Raw genomic sequence first — 24178 nt, 5'->3', positions numbered from 1 at the left:
TGATTGATTTTGGAAGCGATTTCAAGTATTATCTATTTAACCAACTAGCAAAGAAGGTGAATAGATGTTAACGAATGAACGCCATGACTTTATTTTAAAGCTGCTAGAAGAAAAACAGACGATCAAAATTCAGGACATCGTCGAATTGACGGCCGCTTCCGAGTCGACAATCCGGCGGGACTTGACGGAACTTGAAAACCGGCAAAAATTGGAACGCGTTTTCGGCGGTGCTGTCCTCCCGGGCCGCAACCTGGCTGAACCGAGTGTCGCCGACAAATCGGCGCAGAACCTTCAGGAAAAAATCAGCCTTGCCAAATTTGCATCCGGTTTTGTCCAGCAAGGCGACAGCGTATTTTTAGACGCCGGCACAACGACTTTTCAAATGATTCCTTTTCTGATGGAAAAAGATTTGGTAGTCGTCACGAATGGGCTGACACTTGTCGAAGCATTAAACGAACAAGGCATCACCACTTACTTGACTGGCGGGATGATCAAGCCGAGAACCGGTGCACTGGTCGGAGCTCAAACAATCCAATCCTTAAAAAATTACCGCTTTGACATCTGTTTCTTGGGCGTCAACGGGTTTCATCCTGATTATGGATACACAACGCCGGATCCGGAAGAAGCCGCCGTCAAAAAGATGGCCAGTTCCTTGGCCCGTAAAACTTATGTGCTGGCCGACCATTCCAAATCCAATAAAGTAAGCTTTGCGAAAATCATGGATTTGGAAGAGGCGACATTGGTCGTGGATGAATTGTCCGCTGATACATTCGAAATACTTGAAAAAAAGACAACTGTAAAGGTGGGAAAAGCATGATCTATACCTGCACCATTACACCATCTATAGACTACACCACCTATTTACCCAAATTCAAGACGGGAAAACTGAACCGGACCGCTGATGTGCATTATTATCCGGGCGGAAAAGGCATTAATGTTTCCCGCGTATTGAACCGGTTGGGCACACCAAGCAAGGCGCTGGGCTTTGCCGGCGGGTTTACAGGTAATTATATAGAAGAATTCCTTAATAATGAAGGCGTCTCGACAGATTTTATTGAAACTTCAGACATTACCCGGATCAATGTGAAGATCAAGTCCGAAGAAGAAACCGAATTGAACGGCCCGGGACCGGTGCTGCAGGAAGCGCAGTTGGACAAGCTTGCCCAAAAAGTGCGCTCCTTCGAAAAAGACGACTGGTTTGTGCTGGCCGGCAGTTTGCCGGCTTCCGTTCCGCAAACTTATTTTCTGGAACTTGCAGCGATTTGCCAAAGCAAAGGCGTCCGTTTTGTCCTGGATACTTCTGGCCCTGCTTTAAAAGAGTTGGTTGAAGCAAAGCCTTTTCTGATCAAGCCGAACGAGCATGAGCTGGGGGAATTATTCGGTGTTGAAATCAAGGATAAAAAACAAGCCGTCTCCTACGCTTCCAAATTGGTCCGAAACGGCATTGAAAACGTCGTCGTCTCTATGGGCGGAGAAGGAGCGTTATTGGTTACGGCAAACGAGACCGTTGTTGCGGAGGCGCCAAAAGGCCAAGTCGTCAATACGGTAGGATCCGGCGATTCGCTCGTTTCCGGTTTTATCGCTTCCTACGCCGCACAAGCGGACGCCGTGAAAGCGTTCCAATACGGAGTGGCGTGCGGAAGCGCCACTGCATTCCGCTCGGATTTATGCGAGAAACAAGATGCAGAAGCGCTGCTCAGCCAAGTTGTTTTACACCCCATTACTGAAGAGGATGTGACCACATGAGAATTACGCAATTATTGACCGAATCGACCATTATCCTGGATGTTGCAGCATCATCCAAAGCGGAAGTCATCGCTGAGCTGGTTGCGCAGCTGGACCGCGCCGGGAAACTGAACGATCCCGCCCAGTTTACGAAAGACATTTTAACGCGCGAGGAACAAAGCACCACAGGCATCGGGGAAGGCATCGCGATTCCGCATGCGAAATCCCGTGCCGTGAAAGAACCGGCCATCGCGTTTGGCCGCTCAGCCAAGGGCCTTGACTATGAATCGATGGACGGCCAGCCGGCCAATCTCTTTTTCATGATAGCGGCAACAGAAGGCGCAAATGATGCCCATCTTGAAGCCTTGTCGCGTTTGGCTACTTTCCTGATGGACGGGAATTTCCGCTCGCGCATTCTGGCTGCCACAACGAAACAAGAGGTTCTGCAGGCCGTGACGGATAAAGAAACGGAAGAAGACGGGCCGGTCGCACCGGAAGATGAACACACGGCGCCGGCCGGTTCAGGCAAGCGCATTCTGGCTGTTACGGCTTGTCCGACGGGCATTGCCCATACGTATATGGCAGCGGAAAAGCTCAATGAACGCGCAAAAGAACGCGGCATTGACATCAAAGTGGAAACGAACGGTTCAAGCGGCGTGAAAAACCGTTTGACGGATGCCGATATTGCCGCTGCGGATGCCATCATTGTCGCCGCAGACACGAAAGTGGAAATGGCGCGGTTTGCCGGCAAGCCGGTCATCCAGACCAAAGTCGGAAAAGCCATTTACGAGACGGACAATTTATTGGACCGTGCGATGACAGGCGACGCGCCGGTTTACCAGCACGACAAGTCCAAAGACGAAGCGGCGGATACGGAATCCAAAGGTCTTTTCTACAAGCATTTGATGAACGGCGTTTCCAATATGCTGCCGTTTGTTGTCGGCGGCGGGATCTTGATCGCCATCTCGTTTTTCTGGGGCATCAATGCTTCGAACCCGGACAGCCCCGAATACAATGAATTTGCAGCGATGCTCAACACCATTGGCGGCGGCAATGCGTTCTTCCTGATGGTTCCGGTACTTGCCGGCTTTATCGCGATGAGCATCGCGGAACGGCCCGGATTTGCACCGGGTATGATCGGCGGCTTGATTGCCATCACGGTTACGGGTGTAGAAGGGGCAAGTGGCGGTTCCGGCTTCCTCGGCGGCTTGATTGCCGGGTTCCTGGCCGGTTACGTCACGCTTCTCGTAAAACGCGTTTTCTCCGTCTTGCCGAATTCGCTTGAAGGTTTGAAACCGGTGCTGTTCTTCCCGGTATTCAGCATTGCCATCACCGGCATCATCATGATGCTCGTGAACCCGCAGCTGACAAAAGTCTATACCGCCATTTCAGCGTTCCTTGAAAGCCTTGGAGGCACGAACCTGGTGCTGGTCGGCCTTCTTCTCGGCGGCATGATGGCCATCGATATGGGCGGCCCGATCAACAAAGCGGCCTACACATTCGGCATTGCGATGCTGGATGCCCAAAACTTCAATTTCATGGCCACTGTAATGGCGGCCGGCATGGTACCGCCGCTTGGCATGGCCATTGCGACAACGATGTTCAAGAACAAATTCACGAAACCGGAACGCGAAGCCGGCAAGACCGCTTACGTTCTCGGTGCCTGCTTTATCACGGAAGGCGTCATCCCGTTTGCTGCTGCCGACCCGGCGCGCGTCATTCCGGCGTCAGTGGCCGGTGCAGCCTTTACCGGCGCGCTGGTCATGCTGTTTGACGTCAGCCTTCGCGCTCCGCACGGCGGAGTGTTCGTCATGGGCTTGGTGGACGGCGGCGTTATGAAGATCCTTCTGTACGCTGCAGCTATCATTGCCGGCGCAATCGTCACAGCTATTGTTGCAGGGCTTCTGAAAAAGAAAGTCGTTGCAGCCGCATAACTATTAAAGCCGTTCCCGGTTTCTGGGAACGGCTTTTTTGCGCTGAAATCCCGCATCAGCGGCGTTATGGAACAGTAAAAAAAATCCAAAAATTATTACGGATAAGGCTTATCCATCCATTAAAAGTGGTAAAATAATAATTAACAGGCAAACTGGCAGCTGCCGGGCATGGATGCACCAAGGAGGTTACATAATGAAAAGAAACGGCAAAGGATATTACGACATAGCCAAAGGCAATGTCCTGTCGGCGAAACCCGAAGAGGTCCGGCTGCTGACTGAATTGTTCGGGAGCCTGGTCGAAGAGGCTACCGTCGGCATGTATATATTGAACGGCAATGCCTTCACTTATTTCAATCAGGCCTTCTGCATTTTCACAGGCTATTCAAAAGAGGAAATCATCGGACATGAAAAAGCGCTGGAATTGATCGTTCATCCGGAGGACTTGCAGGTCGTGAGACGGCATATCCATGAGCGTCTCCACCATGGGGCTATAGAGGCCCGCTACCGTGTGCGGGTGATCCGAAAAGACGGTTCGCTTATCCACAGCGAAATCCATTCCAAGAAATCAAGCATCAACGGCGAAATTGTGATGGCAGGGGCTGTGATTGATGTTACCGAAGAAGTGACCGCCGCCCTTCGGCTAAAGGAAAACAACGAGCGGTTCCATTCGCTTTTTTACAGCAATCCGGATGCCATTTTTGCTTTTGATTCCACCGGCACTTTCACCGATGCCAATCCGAGCTGTGAAGTGTTGACCGGCTACACAATTCCGGAATTGCTCCAAATGTCCTTTGCCCCGTTAATCGTACCTGAATATTTGCCGAAAACCTTCAATTTTTTCCGGGAGGCGCTTCAAGGCCGCACCAATCAATACGAAATCGTTGTTTTCCATAAAAACGGCACCTATTTGAATCTGGAAGTTACCAATTTCCCCAAAAAGCAGGATGGCGAAATTGTCGGGGCTTACGGCATTGCCAAAGACATTACGGAAAAAGTGCGCTACAAGCAGCAAATGGAAAACCTGGCGTTTTACGACCCCTTGACCAAATTGCCCAACCGGCGATTGTTTGAAGACCGGGTCCAGCAAGCGATTGAATTCTCGAAAATCAGCTATGCCAAGCCGGCTGTACTGTTTCTGGATTTGGACCGGTTCAAGTTTATCAACGATTCGCTGGGGCATCATCTCGGCGATGAATTTTTGAAAACCGTCTCTTTGCGGCTGCAGGAAAATCTCCGGAAAGGCGATACCGTCGCACGGATTGCCGGGGATGAATTCGCTGTCTTGCTGCCGACGGTAGAGATGAGCGAGGCGGAGCGCATTGCTGCGCGGCTGGTCGCCATTTTGCGCGAACCGTTCGAAGTCGATGGCCATTCGGTCACCATTTCAGCGAGCATCGGCATCGCGTTTGCCGGCGAGCCGGCAGAGCGGGCGGCCGAATTGATCCATAAAGCGGATACGGCGATGTATTTCACCAAAAAACACGGCTCCAATGATTATACGGTTTATTCGGAAGAACTCGATTTTAAAACCATCTACAAAGTAGCCATTGAAAAAGATTTGAAAAACGCCATTGAGAAGAAAGAACTTTGCCTTCACTACCAGCCAATCGTCAATTTGAAAACGGGCAAACTGGCTGCCATGGAAGCGTTGATCCGCTGGGACAATCCGACACTTGGTTTCGTGCCGCCGGATAATTTCATTCCGATTTCAGAAGAAAGCGGCGAAATCGTACACATCGGCAAATGGGTGCTTGAAACCGCTTGCCGGCAACTCAAAAACTGGCAAGATGCCGGGCACCCGCCGTTTAAAGTATGCGTCAACATCTCGACGATCCAGTTAAAACACCCCAATTTTGTGGCGACCGTGCAGAATATATTGATGGCCACGGGACTTTCACCCAGGTGGCTTGAACTGGAAGTCACAGAAAGCATCTTGATGGAAAACACAGAAATCGTAAAAGAAAGTTTGCAGCGCTTGAAAGAACTCGGCGTCTCCATGTCGATCGATGATTTTGGCACAGGCTATACATCGCTCAGCTATCTTCGCCAATTCGCTTTTGACCGGGTGAAAATCGACCGCAGTTTTATCGGGGACATCGAAGAGGACCGGAACGGCAAAGCCATTACATCGTCCATCATCGCACTTGCGCATAAGCTGAATATTGGCGTCATCGCAGAAGGCATAGAAAATCAGGACCAACTTGGCTTTTTGGAACAAGAGCTATGCGATGAAGGGCAAGGCTATTATTTCAGTCCGCCAAGACCGGCTTCCGACCTCGATTTCCAGACTTGGCCAAAGCTCAAATGATTTTTAAAATCAGGTGTAAAATTAATAAAAAGGGGAAATTTATTAGTACGATTGGATGGGATTTTCCAATCTTATCCCCGAACCGTTGCTCGAAGCAGCCTGGTGCATTCTAAATAGATTGCTGTAGGGCTGCTTTTTGTGCTGCGAGGATTTTCTGACGTTGCCGGCAAACAAGGAGGTGGCAAGCTTTTATTCAAAAAAGAAGGCACAAAAAAAACGAAACCATAAAATGATTTCGTTTCATCTGTCAGTCATTCAAATCGGCTGATTTTTTGGGATTGCCTTGCCGCTTGGTGTAAAAAGCAAAAGCAAAAAAGAAAATCGCTGTATTAAAGAAAAAGACGATGTCGTTAAACATCCCTTCAAAAAGCAAAATGTTGATCAATGTCAAGGCATGCATAAAGCCGAGTATGATCAGTAATATGGTCGAAGTTTTCATGAAGCGGTCCTCCATCTTTTGTTGTAGCTTAAGTGTACCGTAAATACGGCAAAAATCAAAAGAGCGAAAGGAGCAACCATCATGTCGGTCGTAACCAATCAGCAATTTTTCACTAAAGTGAACCAGGCCTTTATAGACGGAGACATTGATTTTTTGGCTGACCATGTGACGGATGATGTGGCGTGGTCGATGTATGGCAACAAAATGATTGGACGCGAGGCCTTTTTAGACTGCGTCAAGGAAATGGGCATGGGCAATGAAACCAACGTGGCGTTGACGATTGAAAATCTGATTGCCAGCGGAAACGAAGTGGCGTTAAAAGGGAAAATGCACGCGAATACGGACACGGGACAAGAAAAAGTGTATACCTACTGTGATGTTTATGTCATGGACGGAGCCGGAAAAATCAAGGAACTGACGTCGTTCTATCTTGACATGAAAGAATGATTTCTAAACAAGACAGTTTGCTGAATTAGAGGGCAGAAAATGCGATATTTAAAAAAACTTTTGATGAGCTGCGTTAATACAACGGCTGACCGTTATCAATATACCCAGTGGGATGCTTCAAATGAGCCGGATGCCTGAAGGTCTGGCTCATTTTTTAGCTGCAGCCAAATTCCGTGTTTCTTTCAATCCCTTTCCTTTATTCCTTTCCATGTGAAGTGTAGAACTGCAGAAAAAGGGAAACAAGGGATTATGCAGGATTAAGAAAACGAAAGGCGGAATGCATGATGGCGCAATCATTAAAAGGAAAAATCGCATTCATCACAGGAGCGGGTAAAGGAATCGGCCGTTCAACGGCGCTCGCGTTGGCGAATGAAGGCGTTCATGTCGGGCTGATCGCCCGCACGGAAAACGATTTGAAGGGAGTAGCGGAAGAAGCGGAAGCACTCGGCGTAAAAGCAGCCTATGCGACAGCGGACGTCTCTTCAATGGAACAAGTGGAACATGCCGTGTCCCGGTTGACTGAGGCTCTCGGGAAGGCAGACATCCTCATCAACAATGCCGGAATGGGCAGTTTCGGGCCGTTTCTGGAAATCGATCCGGCCGACTGGAAAAAGACGCTTGATGTCAATTTGCTCGGCATGTATTATGTGACGCGTTCGGTGCTTCCGCAATTGATTGAGAAAAACGGCGGCGACGTCATCAATATTTCGTCAATGTCCGGACTCAAAGGGACAGCCGGGTCAAGTGCGTACAGCGCCTCGAAGTTCGGGGTGCTCGGCATGACGGAATCGTTGTCGCAGGAAGTGCGCAAACACAATATCCGGGTATTTGCTTTGACGCCAAGCCGGGTCATTACCGATTTCGGCGGCGGGGAAGCACCGGAAAACAGCAAAGAGAAGTTCATGCAGCCGGAAGACATCGCAGAATACATTGTGGCGCAGCTGAAACTGCATCCGCGAATCTTCATCCCGACGTCCAGCCAGTGGGCGACCAATCCTTTTTAATGAAAACCGATCTCCGGAGGCTTACCGCTTCCGGAGATTTTTTTGCCTCGTTTATGATACGCTAGTGCTATGGAACGCATTAGCATCAGTAAGGAGAGAGTCGAATGGTTAAATGGAAAGAAGAGCGGGTGATTCCGGAAAACATCGAAACGGTATGGCGTTTGTTCTCCGACAAAAATGTCAAACGGCTTCTGCCGAAAGTGGAAGAACACACCCTACTGGAAAATAACGACGACGAAGCGGGAGCCAAACACGGACAGAGCTATTACGAAGGCACGCAATTGCAATATTATGTTGTGGAGACCGTTGCTTATGAAGATTTGCCTGAGCGGAAACACCGGCATATTCGTTTTGTGATGAGCCAATTGTTCCAAGTGGATTACCGCTATACGCTACTGAAAATATCCGAAACGGAAACCCGCTTTATTTACGAAGGTTCCCAAAAAGGTTTGACGTTGACGGGCAAAGCGATGCTGCTTTCCGGCAACACAGCAAAACGCCAGGAAACGGTACGGGCGTTCATGGACCGGGTCGAGTCGGAAGCAGGCAAACTTGTATAAAAGATCCGGCAACTGCAAAAAAGCGGCTGCCGGTTTTTTTATTGAAAGAAACCTAAAGGAGGCCAGAACAGACTATGCGAATGTACATTATTGGTTCGGTGGGAAGCGGCAAAACGACGCTGGGCAAAAAAGCCGCTTTGGCATATAACATTCCCCGTTTTGAAACGGATAATTTTGTCTGGGAGCGGAAGCCTGGCGGTGACGTGCGGAACAGCGAAGAAAAACGCAATAAGCTTTTCCAGGAAGCGGTCGAACTTGAAGAGTGGGTGATTGAAGGAGTGCATATCGGCTGGACCGATCAGGGGCTGGAAAAAGCGGATTGGATTATTTTTTTGGATTTCCCTCCAAGAACCCGGACCTGGCGCATCATTAAACGCTATATAAAACAGACGCTAATGCTGGAAAAGGCGAATTACCGGCAGACGCTTCGCATCTTTTTCAAGATGTTCGGCTGGAACCGTTATTTTGAAGAAACCATGAGGCCGGAATTCCTGGAAAAGTTGCAGCATTGCCAGGCTAAAACAACGATTGTCAAAACGCAGGGAGAGCTTAAAGAACTAAAGGTAAACAATAAGTGGGAGATCAGAGGACCTTAGTGATCAGAGAAGGGAGCAAAAGAAAGGGGAAAAAGAATCCTTAAAATGAAATAAGTTGTATTCGCAGCATGCGTCCAGGGAAATCATCCTTTAGAAGCGGTCCTGCAAGAAAAATTATTAATAAAACGGGTTTTTCTCTAATATATGTAGAAAACTACATAAGGCTAACATCAAAAAATCAAAACCGCAATCAAAAAAAGGAGAACGCAATGGAAATGAAAGAGATGCTTCACTTTATCCAAACTGCAATGCCGCATTTGAACATCCAACAACTTGATGAAAAAAAGACGGGATGGGACAATGACGTTATTGTCGTCAACAACCAATTGGTGTTCAGGTTTCCCAAAATAGAAAAGGTAGCTGAACGTGTAGAAATTGAAACGCGTTTGCTTCATGACTTGCGGAAACAAACCGCTTTAAACCTTAAAGTGCCTCAACCCACACTTTTAAACGACGGCAAGCAGCAACTGATATGCAGCTGTTATGACTTGATTGAAGGGGATGCAGCGATCGGTTCAAGGGAAGTGCTATCGGAAGATAATGCACGGCTGCTTGGAGAGTTTTTAACTCAATTGCACGGCATGCCGGTGCCGGATTATTTGCCTATGCGGCATACCCAGCTGTTTTGGGAAAAACTCTACCGCGACATTGACCAATTAATTTTTCCGCATTTCTCTACAGAAGAGCGTCTGGACATTCAAAGCACATTTGCCGATTTTTTTGCTGCTTCCAGCGAAGCGAACACAAGAACCGTCATTCACGGTGATCTGACCGCTTCGAATTTGCTATTTGATGCGGAAAATAAGCGAATCAATGGTGTTATCGATTTTGCCGATGCCCAAATCGGTGATCCTGCTTTCGATTTTGCAGGAATCTACTGGGATTATGGGCCAACATTCACCCAAATGGTTCTTGAACATTACAACGGTTCAGCAGATAAAGAAAGCATCTGGCAGCTGGTAAAGAAATTTTACGGGCTGCAGCCTGTTTTCCACGAACTGCTCCGTACAGTGAAAAATAATGAAACGGTTCAATGGAACCACGCTTTGGATAAATTCAAGAAACTAAAATCCGGGAAATCGACGTGATCTCGAAACTTTCTTGCTGTTGGTCCGTATTAGTAGAAAGAAGGAAGGGATTCAAATGGTGCAATTTAAAGAGAAAGAAAGCTACGGAGAAGTGAATCCGTTCACAGCGATCTGGCTGAAAACAAGAAAAGCAGTCCGTTATGTGATTGAAGAAAAATCGATGGGGTTTGTTATCCTCTTAATGATTTTATCGGGCATCAGCAGTGCCCTTGTCGGCGCTTTTGATTCAGAAATGAACCAAATGATGCCGGTATGGGGAATCATTTTAAGTTCAGTCATTGCCGGGCCAATTTTTATCCTGATCATTTATGCAATTATGGCAGGCGTTTACTTGATTACAGGCAAGCTTTTTAAAGGGACAGGGACGTATATGGAACTTTTTAAAGCGGTAGGGGCTGCAGCCATCCCGCAGATCTGGCTGCTTCCGGTGTATTTGATCTGGATATTGGCTGCTCCAGCAACCTATTTTGCAGAACCGCTCGGAACGTCAGGGGGCGGGGGCGAGCTTGTCATCACCTTGGTTGGTTCCGTTCTCATCACCGTTGTGACAATCTGGAGCATTTTCATTAATGCCAAAGCGATCGGGGAAGCGCACCGGATTTCCAGTTGGAAAGGCTTTTTCACCATCATGATTCCGTCGATCGTTATCGGAATTATCATCGTTGCAATTGTAGTGCTGATCGCTATCCTATTCATAGGATTCTCCGTTTAAAAAGAAGACTTCGGTCTTCTTTTTTATTTTAGAAAAAACGGATAGGGTGATGTCCCGAAACAACTGTCCCTCACAGCAAAAATCATTGCCTAATTGCAATCCTTTTCGGGAATGGTATAATGAATGGAGATAAGCACATAAAAAAGACCATTGGGTGCTCGAACACCCAACGGCCAATAACAACGAGCATCGCTTCAAAGGCGATCGCATGTCAGTACCAAAGTAAACCGTACCTTATGCTGGGGAGCACAGGCGGTTTACTTTTTTTTCGAAAAAGTATATGACAACACAATGATTGAAACGATTAAGCCAGAAAAGCTAATCATCAATGTCAGTGCTTGAAAAACTGTCATTTGCATCACCTCCTTTCCCGTTCAGCAAAAACTGATTGGAAAGTGAGACATGCAACCGCCTATGAACATCCACTAATTGCTACCTTTCTAATTATACCATACACACGTTCCCGTATTGAGGATATTTATAAAAAGAACCTACCATGATTTCTAACCAAAAAGCCGGTAAGATTGAGGATTCCGCTCAATCTTAACGGCTTTTTTTATCGTAAGTATGATGGATTTTATAAGGAAGAGGTAGAGAGTATTAAGAATAAAAAACTTAAAAGCAAATCGGTTAAAAAGCGAAAAACGGCATTGAATGTGTGGAATGCGATTTTTCTTTTTTAGAGAGGCGTGTATATTTAAACCACCGAATACTCAGGAAGAAGCAAAGTAATGAGAGAATTATCGATCTTGACGGCTTAATAATCAATGAAGAAAGAAAAGTGTAATAAATGTAGGTATCTACATAAGGAATAACAACTAAAACCAAAACCGCCAACAAGAACGAAAAAAATGAGCTGAACACAGAAGGACTAAGGGCGCTTTAAGAAGAACCCTTTAAAAGAGAGAAGCGATAAATCTGTTGACAGAAGAAAGAAGGGAAATCGATGATCGAGGTTTATCAGAAAGAAAACGTTATTTGTGTGGAAGGGACGATTGAAAGTTTTGGCCGGAAAGTCTTTGTCTATTTGGTCGATGGCATGCTGGTGGACACCGGAGCGGAAAAACTACAAAAAGAACTGATCCGCTTTTACAAAGAACATCCAATGGACCTGGTCACACTTACACATAGCCATGAAGACCATACGGGAACAGCCGCGTGGATCCAGGAACATCTTAATATTCCAATTTATTTGCATCATAAAAGCATTCCTCTCTGCGAACAGCCGGGAAACTACCCGGAATACAGAAAGCAAACCTGGGGCGGCCGAAAAGCGTTCCGAGCCTTGCCGCTTCCGGAAACGATCCGTTCCCGGACTCAGGAATGGACTGTTATCGAGACGCCTGGCCATGCAGACGATCATGTGTCTTTTCTGAACGAAAAAACGGGACAGCTGTTTTCCGGGGATTTGTTTGTTGCCCCTAAAACCAAGGTCATCATGGACAGCGAATCGATTCCGCTCATCATGGCGTCGCTCCGCAAACTACTCAAGTATGATTTTGATTCGTTGTTTTGTAGTCATTCCGGTTATTTTGAAAACGGCCGGGAAATGATTGAGAAAAAGCTGCAAAATCTTGAAAAGCTCACATTGAAAGTTCAATCTATGAACAGGGAGGGCTTGTCGGTCGAAGAAATCAAGCAAAAAATTTTTCCGCTTGATTATCCGATTATCGGCTTTTCAGAAAACCAATGGGATTCCCGGCACGTTGTCACTTCTATAATAGAGGGTGAGCATCAGTAACACCAAAAGCTTAAGCTCTGTATGTTAAGCCGCGCTGATTCACGCGTTTCCGCTCGTTTTTGAAAACATTTATTGGAGGTAGATTCATTGACAAAAATAATGGAAAGCGACCGCTTGGTGCTGCGCGTCTTCTCAAAACAGGATGCAAGCGCTGCAGAACGCTTTTGGGGCGATTCGGAAGTAATGGCCGCATCCGGCGGGCCAACGCCGATAGATGCGCTTCCACGCGTCTTAGAGAGCTATAGACAATGCCACGTTGAAAACGGAATTTCCGTGTACGCGGTCATTGAAAAGGCGTCTGGAAAGGTGATCGGCGCAGCAGGCTTTAATGTCCAGGGTTCTCTTGAACAAGTGGAATTAATTTATCATTTTGCGAAAGACAGCTGGGGAAAAGGCTATGCCACCGAAGCCGCTCAAGTTTGTGTGGACCTGGCCAAGGAGCATCCTGGAGTACATATGATTACAGCTTCTGCTGCACCGGGGCATGAAAGCTCTATCCGTGTGCTCCGAAAAGCCGGCCTGCAGTATATAGAGATGCGCTGGTTTGACGACACCGGACAAGAAGAACCGTATTTTGAACTGGCAGTAAATGATTGACCGCCAAGATACCTGCCGACCTGTTTAAAGCGATACAGGACATATCGAACTCAGAACTAAATGGACCTTCCATAGGTCTTTTTTTATGGGAACCCGCAATTGTAAAAATTGCTCATTCCACAGAGTACATCGAAACGAATCGGACAATGTTTGCTATACTAGGTAAATGAACTTTTCTTTTTTATTATTGCGACTATTTCCTTCCTGAAAGGAGACTGCGAATGGTTTATGCAATTCTGCTCTTAGAGGTGCTGCTCATCACCGTTTTCATTTATTTTGTCAGCGGACGTTTGATGGGTGCACAAGTCAATTTCACAAAACGGGTGCTGTCGGTCGTGCTCGGTGTATCGTTGACGACATTTGTATATTGGTATTCCTATTTGCGCTATACCGATTATCTGTCCGAAAGTGTCCTGAATACCGCGACAGACGTCAGTACGATTGTTTGGGTCGGCAGCATCCTGTTGATTTCGATGCTCCTGTATTTGCTCTTTGAATTGTTCGATCCAATTGAACTGGGCGCCAAAGGAGAACGCATCACCGGCAGGAAATTTATCTTTAAGCGCCTGCAGCATCAATGGCGCCGGCAAAAACGGCTGCGCGAAGTGGTGGAAATTGCGCTTCGCAACGGGATTTCCAGAGCGTTGAAGTACGCCAGGCACCGGGAAAACGACCGGGAACTGGCAATCGCGTTCCGGGATACACTGGAACAAAGCGGCGGCATCTTCATCAAATTCGGCCAAGTGCTGTCCACGCGCACCGAACTGTTTCCGCCCGCCTTTGTCGAAGAATTGGGCACGCTGCAGCAACGGGTAAAGCCGCTTCCGAACAGCCAGGTCCAGGACATTTTGGAAACTTCGTTAGGCGGACGCTTCGAAGAAGTTTTTTCTTCTTTTGATATGGAGCCGCTCGCTGCTGCGTCCATCGGGCAAGTGCATAAAGCTGTTTTGAAAAAAGACAACCGCCACGTGGTGGTGAAATTGCTGCGGCCGGAGATCAAACGCATCATGCGCGATGATCTGAACATCCTGGTGGAATTTGCAGAATGGGTATCGAACCGCTCCGTGTGGGCTGAAAACCTCGGATTCCGTGAACTGGCCATCGGTTTTGCTGCAGGGCTTCGGGAAGAAATCAATTTCAACATCGAAATCCGCAACACGATCCAAATCACGAATGCCATGAAGAACAGCCCTTATAAAGTACGCATTCCGCATGTCTATACCGAGTACAGCAGCGACAAACTGATTGTGATGGAATATGTGGAAGGCAAAAGCATCGCTCAAGGCAGCGCCGTCTTCCATCAGTTTGGCAGCAATGAAAAAGATTTCGCCCGCACCGTACTGTTTTCGTTTTTTGAACAAATGCTGGATTCCGGCATCTTCCATGCGGATCCACATCCGGGCAACATCTTTATTGATGAACAGGACGGCAAACCGATTCTGCTCGATTTCGGGGCAGTGGGGAGACTTGCTTCTCCGCAGCAGGAAGGGCTCAGTTTGTTCATCATCGGGGTGCAGCAAGGCGATGCGAGCGTCATTTACGACTCGATTATGCTGTTAGTGGAAGACAATCAGCAAATCGACCGGCACCGCTTTGAACAGGCGATCGGGCAGATCCTGTTGAAGATCTCCTATGTCCACCGGATTCCGACAACCGAGCTGATCCATTCCTTGTTTGACCTGGTGCGCGATTTCGGGCTGTCGTTCTATCCGTCTGTCGGAACGGCGCTCCGCTCACTCATTACGCTCGACGGCACGCTGCATACCATCGACCCGACATTTGATATGTTTACAGAAGCCAAGGCTTTTGCCCAAAAATACAAGTCGGATTTCCTGAAAAAGCCGTTCAAAGAACCGAAAGCCGTGAAAGACCGGCTGGAAAGCGAGCTGGCTCTGGTGATTCCGGAACTGGTCCGGCTGCCGAAGCGATTGGACCGGCTGGTGGAACGGGTTGAAAGCGGCAAGATCATCCTGCATCACGATGTATTTTCCGACCGGCACAATGCCAACTTCATCACGCAGATGTTTTCACGCCTGGTGCTATTGATGACGGGCATCACATTCGGATTGATTTCATCCGCGTTGCTGGCCATTGCCCAGTTTATCAATACCGCCTATGCGGTTTACTTGAATACCGCAGCCTATACGGGCCTATTCCTGTGCGTCATCCTGCTTGTCCGTCTATCGGTGCAGGCCATACGGGATATGAAGCGCAGCAACGACAATTAGTTTAGTACTGAAGCCATCCAGTCTTATGAGCTGGATGGTTTTTATTTGAGGAAAATAAGTTGACTAAGTCAACTACTAACGTTATTCTATGCGTAATTAAAAATTCTGAAAACTAAAGGGGTGTTGAGTGTGGCAGACTTGGCAAAAATTGAAGAAATCCGCCGATTCAACCGGCATTATGCCAACATTCTCGGCAAAATTGACCAGGAAATCTATCATAAGCCGTATCCGTTAAGCGAAGCTCGCGTCCTTGCTGAGCTTTACGGGAAAACCGGCATCACGGCAACGGAAATCCGCGAGAAACTGGGCATTGACCGGGGCTATATGAGCCGCATCATCCAGAAATTCGAAGACGACAAGCTCATTGCCAAAAAACAAGCACCTTCCGACAAACGACAGCATTTGCTTCACTTGACCGGCTCCGGAGAAAAAGTTCATTTGGCCTTGGTGGACGAAGCCAATAAAGAAGTCGCAAAGATGATTGATTCGCTGACTCCACATCAATTGGACCAATTGACAAGTGCCATGCATACAGTGGAGAAATTGCTGACTCATGAAGAGCCGCAAGCGCTGAGCGTCCTTATCCGGCCGTTTCAGCCCGGGGAACTGGGGTATGTCTCTTATCTGCACGGCCGACTTTACAACAAAGCCTATGGCTTCAGTGAGCTTTTTGAATACTATGTCATGAAGGGATTATCAGAATTTCTAATGGACCGGCAAGGCGGTGAACTGTGGATTGCGGAAGTGGACGGGGAAATCGCGGGTTCGATTGCCATTGCGCGCGTAGATGGCCATACCGCTCAATTGAGATGGTTTGTGCTCGATGATCGGTTCCAGGGCCAAGGCATCGGCAAAAGCCTGATGAACACAGCCTTGGCGTTTTGCCAGGCGCAGAACTACCGCCATATTTTCTTATGGACCGTCCATATTCTTGAAGCTGCACGGCATCTGTATAGCAAATACGGATTTGAATGCACCGAGCAAAAACCGAATGCCGAATGGACCGATCAGGAATTGATTGAAGAACGTTGGGATTTGGAGCTGGTTCTTCATTAAAAGACGGCACTTTGCTAACCCCCAAGTGCCGCAAAGGATTTTTTCTCTTATCGTTTGGTGCGTCGCAATATCAACCTTACGGGAACCAGTAGGGTATAAAGGAATTTTTGGACGATCCAAGGCGGCTTAGTCACGCGGATGTCATCTTGATGCTGAAGCCCGAGGTGTGAAGTAATCAAAAGAGGCGGCATCCCGTTGTTGTCCAGCTTCCCCTCATTGGCTAAAGCAAAATATGATTTAAAAAACTGTTCGATTGTTAAAGCCGGCGTAAACCGTTGAATTGTGCGCGCTTCCAGTGGCCCTCGTTCCAGAAATAGTGGGGGACTCCAGGCGGGATGACGACTTTTTCTCCTGCTTTAACAATTTGGATCCGCCCATTGATTGAAAAATGCACGGTACCAGACAGCACTTCAGCTGAGCTTTCCTGTTTCGGATGAACGTGTTCCGGTTCTTTTTCAGTTGAAGGGGGATTGAACGATTCAATTTCCAGTAATTGTCCGTCCGTATCTTTTGCCGTTTGGCGGAAAATCATGCGCTGGCCTGATTGTTGATTGATAATGGTTTGTTGTGGCATCATTTCGCTAACCTCCTTGATTCACTAATTTGGCTATATAAAGATCAAAGAAAAGAGGAAAAGACAGGAGCGTGAATTTTATGGAATTCTCAAAGGATATTTGGATTACGATAGAACCGCCAGCATGTAATGAATCGGTTTACCAGTTATACGAGGAACTAAAATGGGATTCACTTGGCTTAACAGCAAATGAGCTGCAGAAAATGTGCGAGCAAAGCTGGTACGTGCTGTATGCTTACCAAGGCGATAAGTTGGTTGGAATGGGACGGATTATCTCAGATGGCGTGATTACCGGACTGATCTGCGGAGTCGGTGTTTTGCCAAGCTATCAAGGTATGGGCATCGGGCGCAAGCTGATAAGCGGACTGATTGAACAATGTGATAGGCACCGGGTCATTCCGCAGCTGATGTGTGATGAGAAATTGGAGTCTTATTATGAGACGTCAGGTTTTAAGAAATTTACGATCGGCATGGCAAGAGCACGTAAAGAAGGGTAATCGTTCCTTTTTACTTGTCCTGAAAATCAATAAAATTACATGGTAATTTTCTGTCATTTCAGATACAATAAGCTCATCAAACATTCCGCGAAATGAGTTCAAGATGGATTGTAAACAAGAAGAAAGATGAATAAAATCCGATTAATGCGTGAAAGAACGCTAGCCAAATTCAAATTGCTTAAAGAAAAAGCACTTTTCCTAGAATTCCTTATGATATAAGCTTTCGAAGCGGAGATCGTGAAGCTAAAGCGGAAGAAACATCAGACAAGTACGGTTCAGTCTAAAGCCGAACATCAGCATAAACTGGGACCCTATAAGCTTGCTGCGCTATATAGTGGGTCATTAAGAAATTGGAGAGGCTATCTGAACCTAGCAACTTTCCATATATCGCCGCGGCACCGAAAGTTCAATCGCGAAATGCTGGTCATTAACAGAAGGACATTAGGGAGGTTCTTTGTGATGAAGCTGAAAAGTCTTTGGAAAATGTTTTCACCAATCATTGATGTGGCACTGAGCATTGGCCTGGTCGGTTTTTCAATCTACGCGATTATTTACATGTACGTAATGGATGCTTATTCGTTCTGGTTAATGGTGACATTATGTTCCGCACTATACGGGAGCGTACGAGGGTTAGTAGGAAACCTATTTAAGCCCAACGAATAGAATGACTCTCCTTAGCTGATGAAAAAGCCGAAGGTAGTGATCTGCGTGTATGAATCGTTTTAAAGACTTCTCATAGACGCAACAAGAGGAGAGTGTAAGAAAACAACGGCCTAAATTCTTAAAAAATAATTAAGTTTACATAATATAAATTATCGGAAGTAGCGTTTCATTTAGTAAGTATACTTAAGACAGTGAGACGAAACCGATTTTTCGGCTGATTTTGAGCTATTTTCGACGTTTTTGTTTTTTTGCTGTTTTGGTACATTTTACTTCAATTTACTTATTCAACTCGATCGACACGTTGATTTTTGTTTGAGTTGTCTTACAGAAAAATTAAGTCGATTTCGTCTCATTGAAATCATTTGGTTGCTGTGAGATTTCTTTCTGTTAATGTTTCTGTGCCATTGAACCATCTTTAACTAGTAGTTGAACTAATCTCATACAAGTTCAGTTCTTCATCATTAGTATTGCTTGCTGTCTTTACATCACCAGCAAATTCCATCGGTGTCCATCCAAATCGCAAAATCCTGCTCCGTACATGCCATTTGTTTCTCCAGGCTCGCTAAATATCTTGCCGCCTGCCTGAATCACTTTCTCGCACATCTCCTGGACTTCTTCACGCGAATCTGCTGAAATCGACAGCAATACTTCCGTGCTTGCTGCTGTATCCGTCATCGGATTTCGTGCAAATCCTTCCAAAGTCGCTTCCGGAAATAGCATAATCATGGAATTATGTTCACCAACCACAACACCCGCCATCTGCTCACTATCCGAAAACCGCTCGTTTACCGTAAAATTCAAGCTCTGGAAAAACTCCTTTGATCTGTTCAAATCTTTTACCGGCAAATTGATCCAAAAATCCGTTGCCATTCCGCTCATCCTTTCTGTCATTTAAATTTTTCGTTTGTGGACGCTGGGTGTATCGCCATTATAGTGCTGATTTATGTGTTTTACTACCGTATCCGGTTTATTTATTTAAATTTTCAGATATCAACACTTCTGCTGCTTAAAGTGATTCAGTTATAAGTTGGATTCTATTAATTCTTGCTGTCGAATAGAACAAAACTTCTATTTTCCCCGCTTTTTACAATATTTTATATTAATTCTTGCTATAATGGATGTATTATCCTTTTTAGAAACGAGTGCTTGCCATGGACCCGAACCACTTTCAGCTTCCCTTTATTTTTCATTCCGCCGACATGATCCACTGTACGAGCGACAGACGGCATATCAAGCCGCTCCACGTCCATCCGGAATCGTGTGAAATCATTCTCGTGCTGGAAGGCCAAAGCCGCTTTTCCATCAACCAGAAAACCTACACCGCCACTGCCGGTTCACTGGTTCTTTGCAATGCCGGCGACTGGCATGCAGAAGCTTCCGTTAAAGGCCAAGCCTACAGTTGCCTGTCCCTTAACTGCTCCGGCCATTTGGTGAAGCAGCTTGAAATGAACCAAGTACGAGCGCATCATGCGGCTCCGGTGCAACAGCCGGCGGAGTTTGAACGGTTAAAAACCCTTGTTCTGCAGCTGATCGAAGAAAACAGCAGCTCCTATGCCAATAAGCAGCAGACGGTTGCTCTTTTCCTGGAATTGTTCTTTGAAGTGTTGGAACGCTCCCTGAATGAGCCACTCCGGACAGCAACCGACCACAGGCAGCTTATCAGGATGGCCAAACGGTTTATCGAAGAAAACGCACACCGGGCATTAACGCTGGAACTGTTCTCTACAGAAATTGGCTTGAGCAAATACTACCTTGCCCATGTATTTAAAGAACAGACCGGCATGAGCCCGATTCAGTACGCCATTCAATGCCGCATCCAGTTGGCGCGTTATTTGCTGCAGCATACAGATGCCTCCATCAGGCAAATTGCTCAACGTACCGGCTACAAAAGCGAAACACACTTCCAGCAGGCGTTCAAAAAAGCAACTGGACAGACGCCAGGCAAGTACCGCACGGCTACCAAAGAAACACATAACCATACATAGGAAACACATGAAAACAAGCTGCTTTCACTTTACCGAAGGCAGCTTGTTTTTATTTACTCTTTCTGTTCATCAAAAAATTTGTAGGCTTCTTTTTCCTGATAGGTTTTAAAGATCAGCCCTTCTGTATCGAACACCAGAATGACAGGAAATTTCTCAATGTCTAGTTCTTTTTTATAATCCACTACCCAATACTCAGGATAAGGAAATTGAGCGGCATTCAGTTCGACATCGTCACTTAACCTATCGAACATTTTTTCCACGTCCAACCCGCCGGTATTGCCTTCTTCATACATCACTACAAGATTGTAATGGCCTTTTATATGGGTGAGAAAGCGTTCGTATTTTTCCTCATATGTCATTTCCAGTATGGTGATTTCATCAACCTCGACGGGCAAATCTTCTTCCGTCGGCGGCAATACTTTAACTATTTGGCCGTGCTTGAAATCAGCCAGTTCCGCCGGAGCTCCGTTTTCGAATTGTAAAACGGTTTTGTCCGTAATCACCGCATGGAAACCACGGCCTTCATCCGTACCCATTCCGCCTGGAGAATTTCTTTTAAGCCATTCGGCGTGATTCACATAAAATGATTTGCCGTCCGGAAGAAAATCAGCGACCGTACCAATCAGTTCCTCATCGTTATATCGCGGCGTCTATTTTGTTTCCACATCTTCTGTTTGAACATCTTCGTCTCCTGTTCTCCCACAAGCTGTCAGCAAGAAAAGAGCAATACAGAACAGCAGTCCAATCTTCATCTTTAATCCCAAGGCACCCATTCCCTTTTGGGATAATTTTTACTACCTAAGATTAGTTTACGACACTTTCCGATAAAAATGCTCTTTTCTCCAGAATTTTACACTTTTTACACAATAAAAAGAAATAGCCCATTTTAGATGGCCATTTCTTTTAGTAAATAGGTACAATTCATGAAGCCTCTATCTAATTGCCGAAGCGGGTTTGGTCTTTCGTTTCTTCCATGACGCTTTTCCAAACTTCCCGTAAATTCTGGATTTCCTGCTTGCCGTTGCCTGAGAATGATGACCCGTGCATGACGGCCAGCGTTCTTGGTTCAAGCTCGCCCAAATTCTGCAGAATTCTATCGGTTTTTCGGTTATAAGGCACATAACCGGCGAGTGGGCCTTCTTCAAATGCCAATAATGTTTCGCGTGCCCGCTCCGCCAGACTTTCCTTCGACAAAGGTGCTGTGTCGCCATTCTGGTGAAACAAATCAGAAGTTAATAAGGTCCGGTCATTTTCTTCAAAAAACAGTCCTGCATCCCAACCATGAGGCACATGCGGTGTGCTGATATAACGCAATTTCTTTTGCCCGATATTCAGCACTTCTCCGTTTTGCAGCAAATGCGCCGGTCTGTCGGCAAAGTCATTGATGTTGACCATGCCGCTGACAAAACCGGAAACTGCTTCTGAATGCGGAGCAATTTTCAGCCATTGATTCAACGCACCGCATTCATCGGACTCGAAATGGCTGAACCCGATCCACCGCAGTTTGGCCGGATTCATGATTTTGGCTACCGCTTCCTGCATTTCCGGGAAGAACATTCGAAAACCGGTCGCAAACAATAAAGGTTCCTCGTCTTGAATCAAAAAATGGTTAAATTGCATGCCAAAGTCCGGTACATAAATGGAAATACGAAAGACATCCGGTGCGATTTCATCAATCCTTGCCACTTTAGGTCATCACCTTTCAAAAGTATGTAGGACGGGCTACAGGAGACACTTTTATTATAATAAGTTCCTTTGATTTATCATACTATTCTGTTTTTAAAACACAATTTCGGTTGTGGCCCATCGTAACGGCTACTACATCCTATTTGTGATGTATGGTCCCTTCAGCATGCGATTACTTTCTTGCGGTTCATCCTTTCCATTTACCGCATAAAAAAAGACAGAAGCCTTTTCGCTCCTGTCCTACACTTACTCTTTATCGCCCAATCCGAGGCCATCCGCCGCTTTTTTGACGGCTTGTTTCAACAGCTCATCCGCTGCCGCGACATGATCCGAATCCCATTGTACGCCTTGCGGCAAATCGAACTGGAAATGTTCTGCATAAGGCGCCGAACGGTCCATCAGGAAAGCGGCAATTTCTTCTTTAGCGAAATCACGGGCTGCCTGCGGCGTCCTGATGCCCGTGACGATTTCGTGCATCAAATTCAGCGCCAGGATATTGGCGCCTTCGTTGTCGCAGTTGGCCGTCACTTCCCCCTTGGTCCGGGCAACGATGAGGCTGCCGTCAAACAGACCAATGTCTCCTACTTTTTCAGCCGGTACGTGGTAATTGATGGTCTGTTCGAGGACATCGGTATGCGGCACCGGGAAATCGTGCGGCGCTTCTTCCCGGTAGGCGATCGTCCGTTTCCAGGGGCCATTATTGTACCAGAACAGGCGGCTCGGTGTGATCTCATTGGGTGCGCCGTAATAATCGATGATTTTTTGTGCCGCCGCTTTGGCAGCTTTTGGCCAGCGGGCGAGCACCTTGTCGACGAGTTCCAGGCCGATCAAATCAGAAGAACCGTTCGTTCCTTCGTTCTTCGTCGCATGGAGTGCGCCGTTTGCAGCGGTGGCAATCGCTGCGAGCTTCAACTTTTCAGCTGCGTTCATTTGGCTCGCTGCCGTTTTTGGCTGTTCTTGCTGTTCCATTTCATCATCCCCTTATCGGTTAAAATGGTACTGCATCAGCGGAAATCCGCTGTCCTTACTTGTTGCTGCGCTTATTGAACTTATAGACTACAAATACCATGATGAGCGGGACGCCGACCATTAAGGCAAAAATCGCAACAGCGGCGATCATTTGAAAACTGGATGTGTCGTTCACGAGTGCATTCTCCTTTATGTGTAGACGGCTTGTCTCTTTTCTTCGATTCTACACCATTTCCGTCGCTTAGCGGGGGCATTTCCGCTTCCTTTCGCAAATTGCCAAAAGTTTATGACTCAAGAAGACACATTTCCCATGCAGCAAAATAGAAAAACCAGAAGTCTTAAGCTTCTGGTTTTTCCTACAGGATCGCTTTACAAGCCGTTTCGGTTCATTTCACCCGGATGACGATCTTGCCTTTAGCGTGGTGCGTTTCACTCAATGCATGGGCGTCTTGCAGCCCTTGTTCACTCAGTTCAAACACTTCGCCAATGACCGGCTTTAGTTGGCCCTTCTCATACAGCTCGGCCAGTTGCTGCAATTGGTCGCCTTGCGGTTCAAGCCAGTAGGAGCTTGCTTCTACACCGTATTTTGCGGCGTCTTCTTCGGACGGCATCCCGGCGATGGACACCAAGTGCCCGCCTTTTTTTAAGACCTGGTAGCTTTTCTCGAGCACATCGCCGCCGAGTGCGTCCAGGACGATATCGTAATCGCTCACGACGTCTTCAAATTGTTCCGTTTTATAGTCAATCACGAGATCCGCCCCGAGTGATTTGACAAATTCCTCGTTTTGCTTGCTGGCGGTCGTTGCCACGTAGGCGCCGAAGCTTTTGGCGATCTGGATGGCGAAGTTTCCGACACCGCCTGCACCCGCATGGACCAGGACGCGGTCGCCTTCCTTGATTTTTGCCACATCGACAAGTGCCTGCCAGGCCGTCAACCCGGCGAGCGGAATCGCAGCCGCTTCTTCAAACGTCATGTTCTCCGGCATGCGGGCGAGCAAATTCTCTTCCACCGGCACGAATTCTGCATAGGTGCCTTGACGGGTCGTCGCAGGGCGGGCGAATACCCGCTCACCGACCTTGAAATCCCGTACCGCTTCACCGACTTCGGCAATGACGCCTGCTGCGTCCCAGCCGAGAATGATCGGAAATTCGAACGGCAGCCGCTCTTTCAAATAGCCCTCACGCAGTTTCCAGTCGATCTGGTTGATGGACGTCGCGTACACTTCCAGCAGCACCTGATCCTGTGAAATCGCCGGACGCTCGATCTCTTTTTCCTTTAATTGTTCTTTTCCACCGTATTCTTCAATAACAATTGCCTTCATGAATGACTTGCCCCTTCCTTGAATTCAGTTTTTCTGCATACATTCTC

At 47.0% G+C, this 24178-nt stretch carries 24 protein-coding genes; 16 read left to right on the top strand and 8 right to left on the bottom strand.

Going from position 1 to position 24178, the window contains the following annotated elements:
* The first annotated feature begins 64 nt into the window (after window positions 1-64).
* From HU147_RS11875 to HU147_RS11860, 4 genes are all read left to right on the top strand, one after another.
* Entirely contained in the window at window positions 65-817 is a 753-nt protein-coding gene (locus tag HU147_RS11875) for a DeoR/GlpR family DNA-binding transcription regulator (protein ID WP_224076438.1), read from the top strand.
* Window positions 814-1746: a 1-phosphofructokinase gene (gene pfkB / locus HU147_RS11870; protein WP_224076437.1), complete on the top strand. Its 933-nt coding sequence runs from the start codon at window positions 814-816 to the stop codon at window positions 1744-1746. Before HU147_RS11875 ends, pfkB begins: the two co-directional genes overlap by 4 nt.
* A complete protein-coding gene (locus HU147_RS11865) occupies window positions 1743-3659 on the top strand; it encodes a PTS fructose transporter subunit IIABC (protein ID WP_224076436.1) in 1917 nt (638 codons plus the stop codon). The genes pfkB and HU147_RS11865 overlap by 4 nt, the downstream gene beginning before the upstream one ends.
* A gap of 193 nt (window positions 3660-3852) precedes the next feature.
* Entirely contained in the window at window positions 3853-5967 is a 2115-nt protein-coding gene (locus HU147_RS11860) for a sensor domain-containing protein (protein ID WP_224076435.1), read from the top strand.
* Between the two features lie 247 nt (window positions 5968-6214).
* Here HU147_RS11860 and HU147_RS11855 read toward each other — a convergent pair whose 3' ends face one another.
* Entirely contained in the window at window positions 6215-6406 is a 192-nt protein-coding gene (locus tag HU147_RS11855; protein WP_224076434.1) for a hypothetical protein, read from the bottom strand.
* Between the two features lie 81 nt (window positions 6407-6487).
* Here HU147_RS11855 and HU147_RS11850 point away from each other — a divergent pair, with 81 nt between their 5' ends.
* From HU147_RS11850 to HU147_RS11825, 6 genes are all read left to right on the top strand, one after another.
* Window positions 6488-6853: a nuclear transport factor 2 family protein gene (locus HU147_RS11850; protein WP_224076433.1), complete on the top strand. Its 366-nt coding sequence runs from the start codon at window positions 6488-6490 to the stop codon at window positions 6851-6853.
* A gap of 284 nt (window positions 6854-7137) precedes the next feature.
* A complete protein-coding gene (locus tag HU147_RS11845) occupies window positions 7138-7857 on the top strand; it encodes a 3-ketoacyl-ACP reductase (RefSeq protein WP_224076432.1) in 720 nt (239 codons plus the stop codon).
* A 104-nt stretch (window positions 7858-7961) separates the two neighbouring features.
* Complete coding sequence (locus tag HU147_RS11840) at window positions 7962-8417, top strand: SRPBCC family protein (protein WP_224076431.1); 456 nt, start codon at window positions 7962-7964, stop codon at window positions 8415-8417.
* Window positions 8418-8491: 74 nt separating this feature from the next.
* Entirely contained in the window at window positions 8492-9013 is a 522-nt protein-coding gene (locus HU147_RS11835; RefSeq protein ID WP_224076430.1) for a DNA topology modulation protein FlaR, read from the top strand.
* A 215-nt stretch (window positions 9014-9228) separates the two neighbouring features.
* Window positions 9229-10101: a phosphotransferase family protein gene (locus HU147_RS11830; RefSeq protein WP_224076429.1), complete on the top strand. Its 873-nt coding sequence runs from the start codon at window positions 9229-9231 to the stop codon at window positions 10099-10101.
* Between the two features lie 55 nt (window positions 10102-10156).
* On the top strand, window positions 10157-10813 hold the full coding sequence (locus tag HU147_RS11825; RefSeq protein ID WP_224076428.1) for a Yip1 family protein: 657 nt from the start codon (window positions 10157-10159) through the stop codon (window positions 10811-10813).
* Window positions 10814-11070: 257 nt separating this feature from the next.
* Here the strand turns inward: HU147_RS11825 and HU147_RS19585 are convergent, their stop codons facing one another.
* Window positions 11071-11166 carry a putative holin-like toxin gene (locus HU147_RS19585; RefSeq protein ID WP_220629479.1) on the bottom strand — a complete coding sequence of 32 codons (96 nt, stop codon included), beginning with the start codon at window positions 11164-11166 and terminating at the stop codon, window positions 11071-11073.
* Window positions 11167-11759: 593 nt separating this feature from the next.
* Here HU147_RS19585 and HU147_RS11815 point away from each other — a divergent pair.
* The 4 genes from HU147_RS11815 (at window position 11760) to HU147_RS11800 (ending at window position 16435) form a co-directional block, all read left to right on the top strand.
* On the top strand, window positions 11760-12554 hold the full coding sequence (locus HU147_RS11815) for an MBL fold metallo-hydrolase (RefSeq protein WP_224076427.1): 795 nt from the start codon (window positions 11760-11762) through the stop codon (window positions 12552-12554).
* Window positions 12555-12641: 87 nt separating this feature from the next.
* Window positions 12642-13151, top strand: coding sequence for a GNAT family N-acetyltransferase (locus tag HU147_RS11810; protein ID WP_224076426.1), 510 nt, complete (start codon window positions 12642-12644; stop codon window positions 13149-13151).
* A 221-nt stretch (window positions 13152-13372) separates the two neighbouring features.
* The gene (locus tag HU147_RS11805; protein WP_224076425.1) at window positions 13373-15379 is read left to right on the top strand and encodes an ABC1 kinase family protein; all 2007 of its coding nucleotides are present in this window, start codon (window positions 13373-13375) and stop codon (window positions 15377-15379) included.
* 129 nt (window positions 15380-15508) lie between these two features.
* On the top strand, window positions 15509-16435 hold the full coding sequence (locus HU147_RS11800; RefSeq protein ID WP_224076424.1) for a bifunctional helix-turn-helix transcriptional regulator/GNAT family N-acetyltransferase: 927 nt from the start codon (window positions 15509-15511) through the stop codon (window positions 16433-16435).
* A gap of 256 nt (window positions 16436-16691) precedes the next feature.
* On the opposite strand, the gene HU147_RS11795 is transcribed toward HU147_RS11800, so the two are convergent.
* Window positions 16692-17012, bottom strand: coding sequence for a cupin domain-containing protein (locus tag HU147_RS11795; RefSeq protein ID WP_224076423.1), 321 nt, complete (start codon window positions 17010-17012; stop codon window positions 16692-16694).
* A 77-nt stretch (window positions 17013-17089) separates the two neighbouring features.
* Here HU147_RS11795 and HU147_RS11790 point away from each other — a divergent pair, with 77 nt between their 5' ends.
* Window positions 17090-17506, top strand: coding sequence for a GNAT family N-acetyltransferase (locus HU147_RS11790; protein ID WP_224076422.1), 417 nt, complete (start codon window positions 17090-17092; stop codon window positions 17504-17506).
* Between the two features lie 1143 nt (window positions 17507-18649).
* On the opposite strand, the gene HU147_RS11785 is transcribed toward HU147_RS11790, so the two are convergent.
* A complete protein-coding gene (locus HU147_RS11785; protein WP_224076421.1) occupies window positions 18650-19039 on the bottom strand; it encodes a VOC family protein in 390 nt (129 codons plus the stop codon).
* Between the two features lie 281 nt (window positions 19040-19320).
* Between HU147_RS11785 and HU147_RS11780 the strand changes: the two genes are divergently transcribed.
* Window positions 19321-20154, top strand: a complete 834-nt coding sequence (locus HU147_RS11780) for an AraC family transcriptional regulator (protein ID WP_224076420.1) — start codon at window positions 19321-19323, stop codon at window positions 20152-20154.
* 53 nt (window positions 20155-20207) lie between these two features.
* Here the strand turns inward: HU147_RS11780 and HU147_RS11775 are convergent, their stop codons facing one another.
* The 4 genes from HU147_RS11775 to HU147_RS11755 form a co-directional block, all read right to left on the bottom strand.
* Entirely contained in the window at window positions 20208-20690 is a 483-nt protein-coding gene (locus tag HU147_RS11775) for a hypothetical protein (RefSeq protein WP_224076419.1), read from the bottom strand.
* Between the two features lie 400 nt (window positions 20691-21090).
* Window positions 21091-21840, bottom strand: a complete 750-nt coding sequence (locus HU147_RS11765) for a hypothetical protein (protein WP_224076417.1) — start codon at window positions 21838-21840, stop codon at window positions 21091-21093.
* 246 nt (window positions 21841-22086) lie between these two features.
* Complete coding sequence (locus HU147_RS11760; protein WP_224076416.1) at window positions 22087-22809, bottom strand: hypothetical protein; 723 nt, start codon at window positions 22807-22809, stop codon at window positions 22087-22089.
* 386 nt (window positions 22810-23195) lie between these two features.
* Window positions 23196-24131 (bottom strand): NADP-dependent oxidoreductase, encoded by a 936-nt coding sequence (locus tag HU147_RS11755; RefSeq protein ID WP_224076415.1) that lies wholly within the window; start codon window positions 24129-24131, stop codon window positions 23196-23198.
* Window positions 24132-24178 lie beyond the last annotated feature (47 nt).

This window comes from Planococcus chinensis (genome assembly GCF_020071995.1).
Taxonomy (GTDB): domain Bacteria; phylum Bacillota; class Bacilli; order Bacillales_A; family Planococcaceae; genus Planococcus; species Planococcus chinensis_A.
The sequence above is the reverse complement of the archived record's forward strand: the minus strand, read 5'-3'. Positions and strand labels throughout refer to the sequence as shown.

Excerpts from the sequence above, each read along its gene's own strand:
- HU147_RS11875 (WP_224076438.1), top strand. The coding sequence starts at position 65 with ATGTTAACGAATGAACGCCATGACTTTATTTTAAAGCTGCTAGAAGAA.
- pfkB (WP_224076437.1), top strand. The coding sequence starts at position 814 with ATGATCTATACCTGCACCATTACACCATCTATAGACTACACCACCTAT.
- HU147_RS11865 (WP_224076436.1), top strand. The coding sequence starts at position 1,743 with ATGAGAATTACGCAATTATTGACCGAATCGACCATTATCCTGGATGTT.
- HU147_RS11860 (WP_224076435.1), top strand. The coding sequence starts at position 3,853 with ATGAAAAGAAACGGCAAAGGATATTACGACATAGCCAAAGGCAATGTC.
- HU147_RS11855 (WP_224076434.1), bottom strand. The coding sequence starts at position 6,406 with ATGAAAACTTCGACCATATTACTGATCATACTCGGCTTTATGCATGCC.
- HU147_RS11850 (WP_224076433.1), top strand. The coding sequence starts at position 6,488 with ATGTCGGTCGTAACCAATCAGCAATTTTTCACTAAAGTGAACCAGGCC.
- HU147_RS11845 (WP_224076432.1), top strand. The coding sequence starts at position 7,138 with ATGGCGCAATCATTAAAAGGAAAAATCGCATTCATCACAGGAGCGGGT.
- HU147_RS11840 (WP_224076431.1), top strand. The coding sequence starts at position 7,962 with ATGGTTAAATGGAAAGAAGAGCGGGTGATTCCGGAAAACATCGAAACG.
- HU147_RS11835 (WP_224076430.1), top strand. The coding sequence starts at position 8,492 with ATGCGAATGTACATTATTGGTTCGGTGGGAAGCGGCAAAACGACGCTG.
- HU147_RS11830 (WP_224076429.1), top strand. The coding sequence starts at position 9,229 with ATGAAAGAGATGCTTCACTTTATCCAAACTGCAATGCCGCATTTGAAC.
- HU147_RS11825 (WP_224076428.1), top strand. The coding sequence starts at position 10,157 with ATGGTGCAATTTAAAGAGAAAGAAAGCTACGGAGAAGTGAATCCGTTC.
- HU147_RS19585 (WP_220629479.1), bottom strand. The coding sequence starts at position 11,166 with ATGACAGTTTTTCAAGCACTGACATTGATGATTAGCTTTTCTGGCTTA.
- HU147_RS11815 (WP_224076427.1), top strand. The coding sequence starts at position 11,760 with ATGATCGAGGTTTATCAGAAAGAAAACGTTATTTGTGTGGAAGGGACG.
- HU147_RS11805 (WP_224076425.1), top strand. The coding sequence starts at position 13,373 with ATGGTTTATGCAATTCTGCTCTTAGAGGTGCTGCTCATCACCGTTTTC.
- HU147_RS11795 (WP_224076423.1), bottom strand. The coding sequence starts at position 17,012 with ATGATGCCACAACAAACCATTATCAATCAACAATCAGGCCAGCGCATG.
- HU147_RS11790 (WP_224076422.1), top strand. The coding sequence starts at position 17,090 with ATGGAATTCTCAAAGGATATTTGGATTACGATAGAACCGCCAGCATGT.
- HU147_RS11785 (WP_224076421.1), bottom strand. The coding sequence starts at position 19,039 with ATGGCAACGGATTTTTGGATCAATTTGCCGGTAAAAGATTTGAACAGA.
- HU147_RS11780 (WP_224076420.1), top strand. The coding sequence starts at position 19,321 with ATGGACCCGAACCACTTTCAGCTTCCCTTTATTTTTCATTCCGCCGAC.
- HU147_RS11775 (WP_224076419.1), bottom strand. The coding sequence starts at position 20,690 with ATGGGTACGGATGAAGGCCGTGGTTTCCATGCGGTGATTACGGACAAA.
- HU147_RS11760 (WP_224076416.1), bottom strand. The coding sequence starts at position 22,809 with ATGGAACAGCAAGAACAGCCAAAAACGGCAGCGAGCCAAATGAACGCA.
- HU147_RS11755 (WP_224076415.1), bottom strand. The coding sequence starts at position 24,131 with ATGAAGGCAATTGTTATTGAAGAATACGGTGGAAAAGAACAATTAAAG.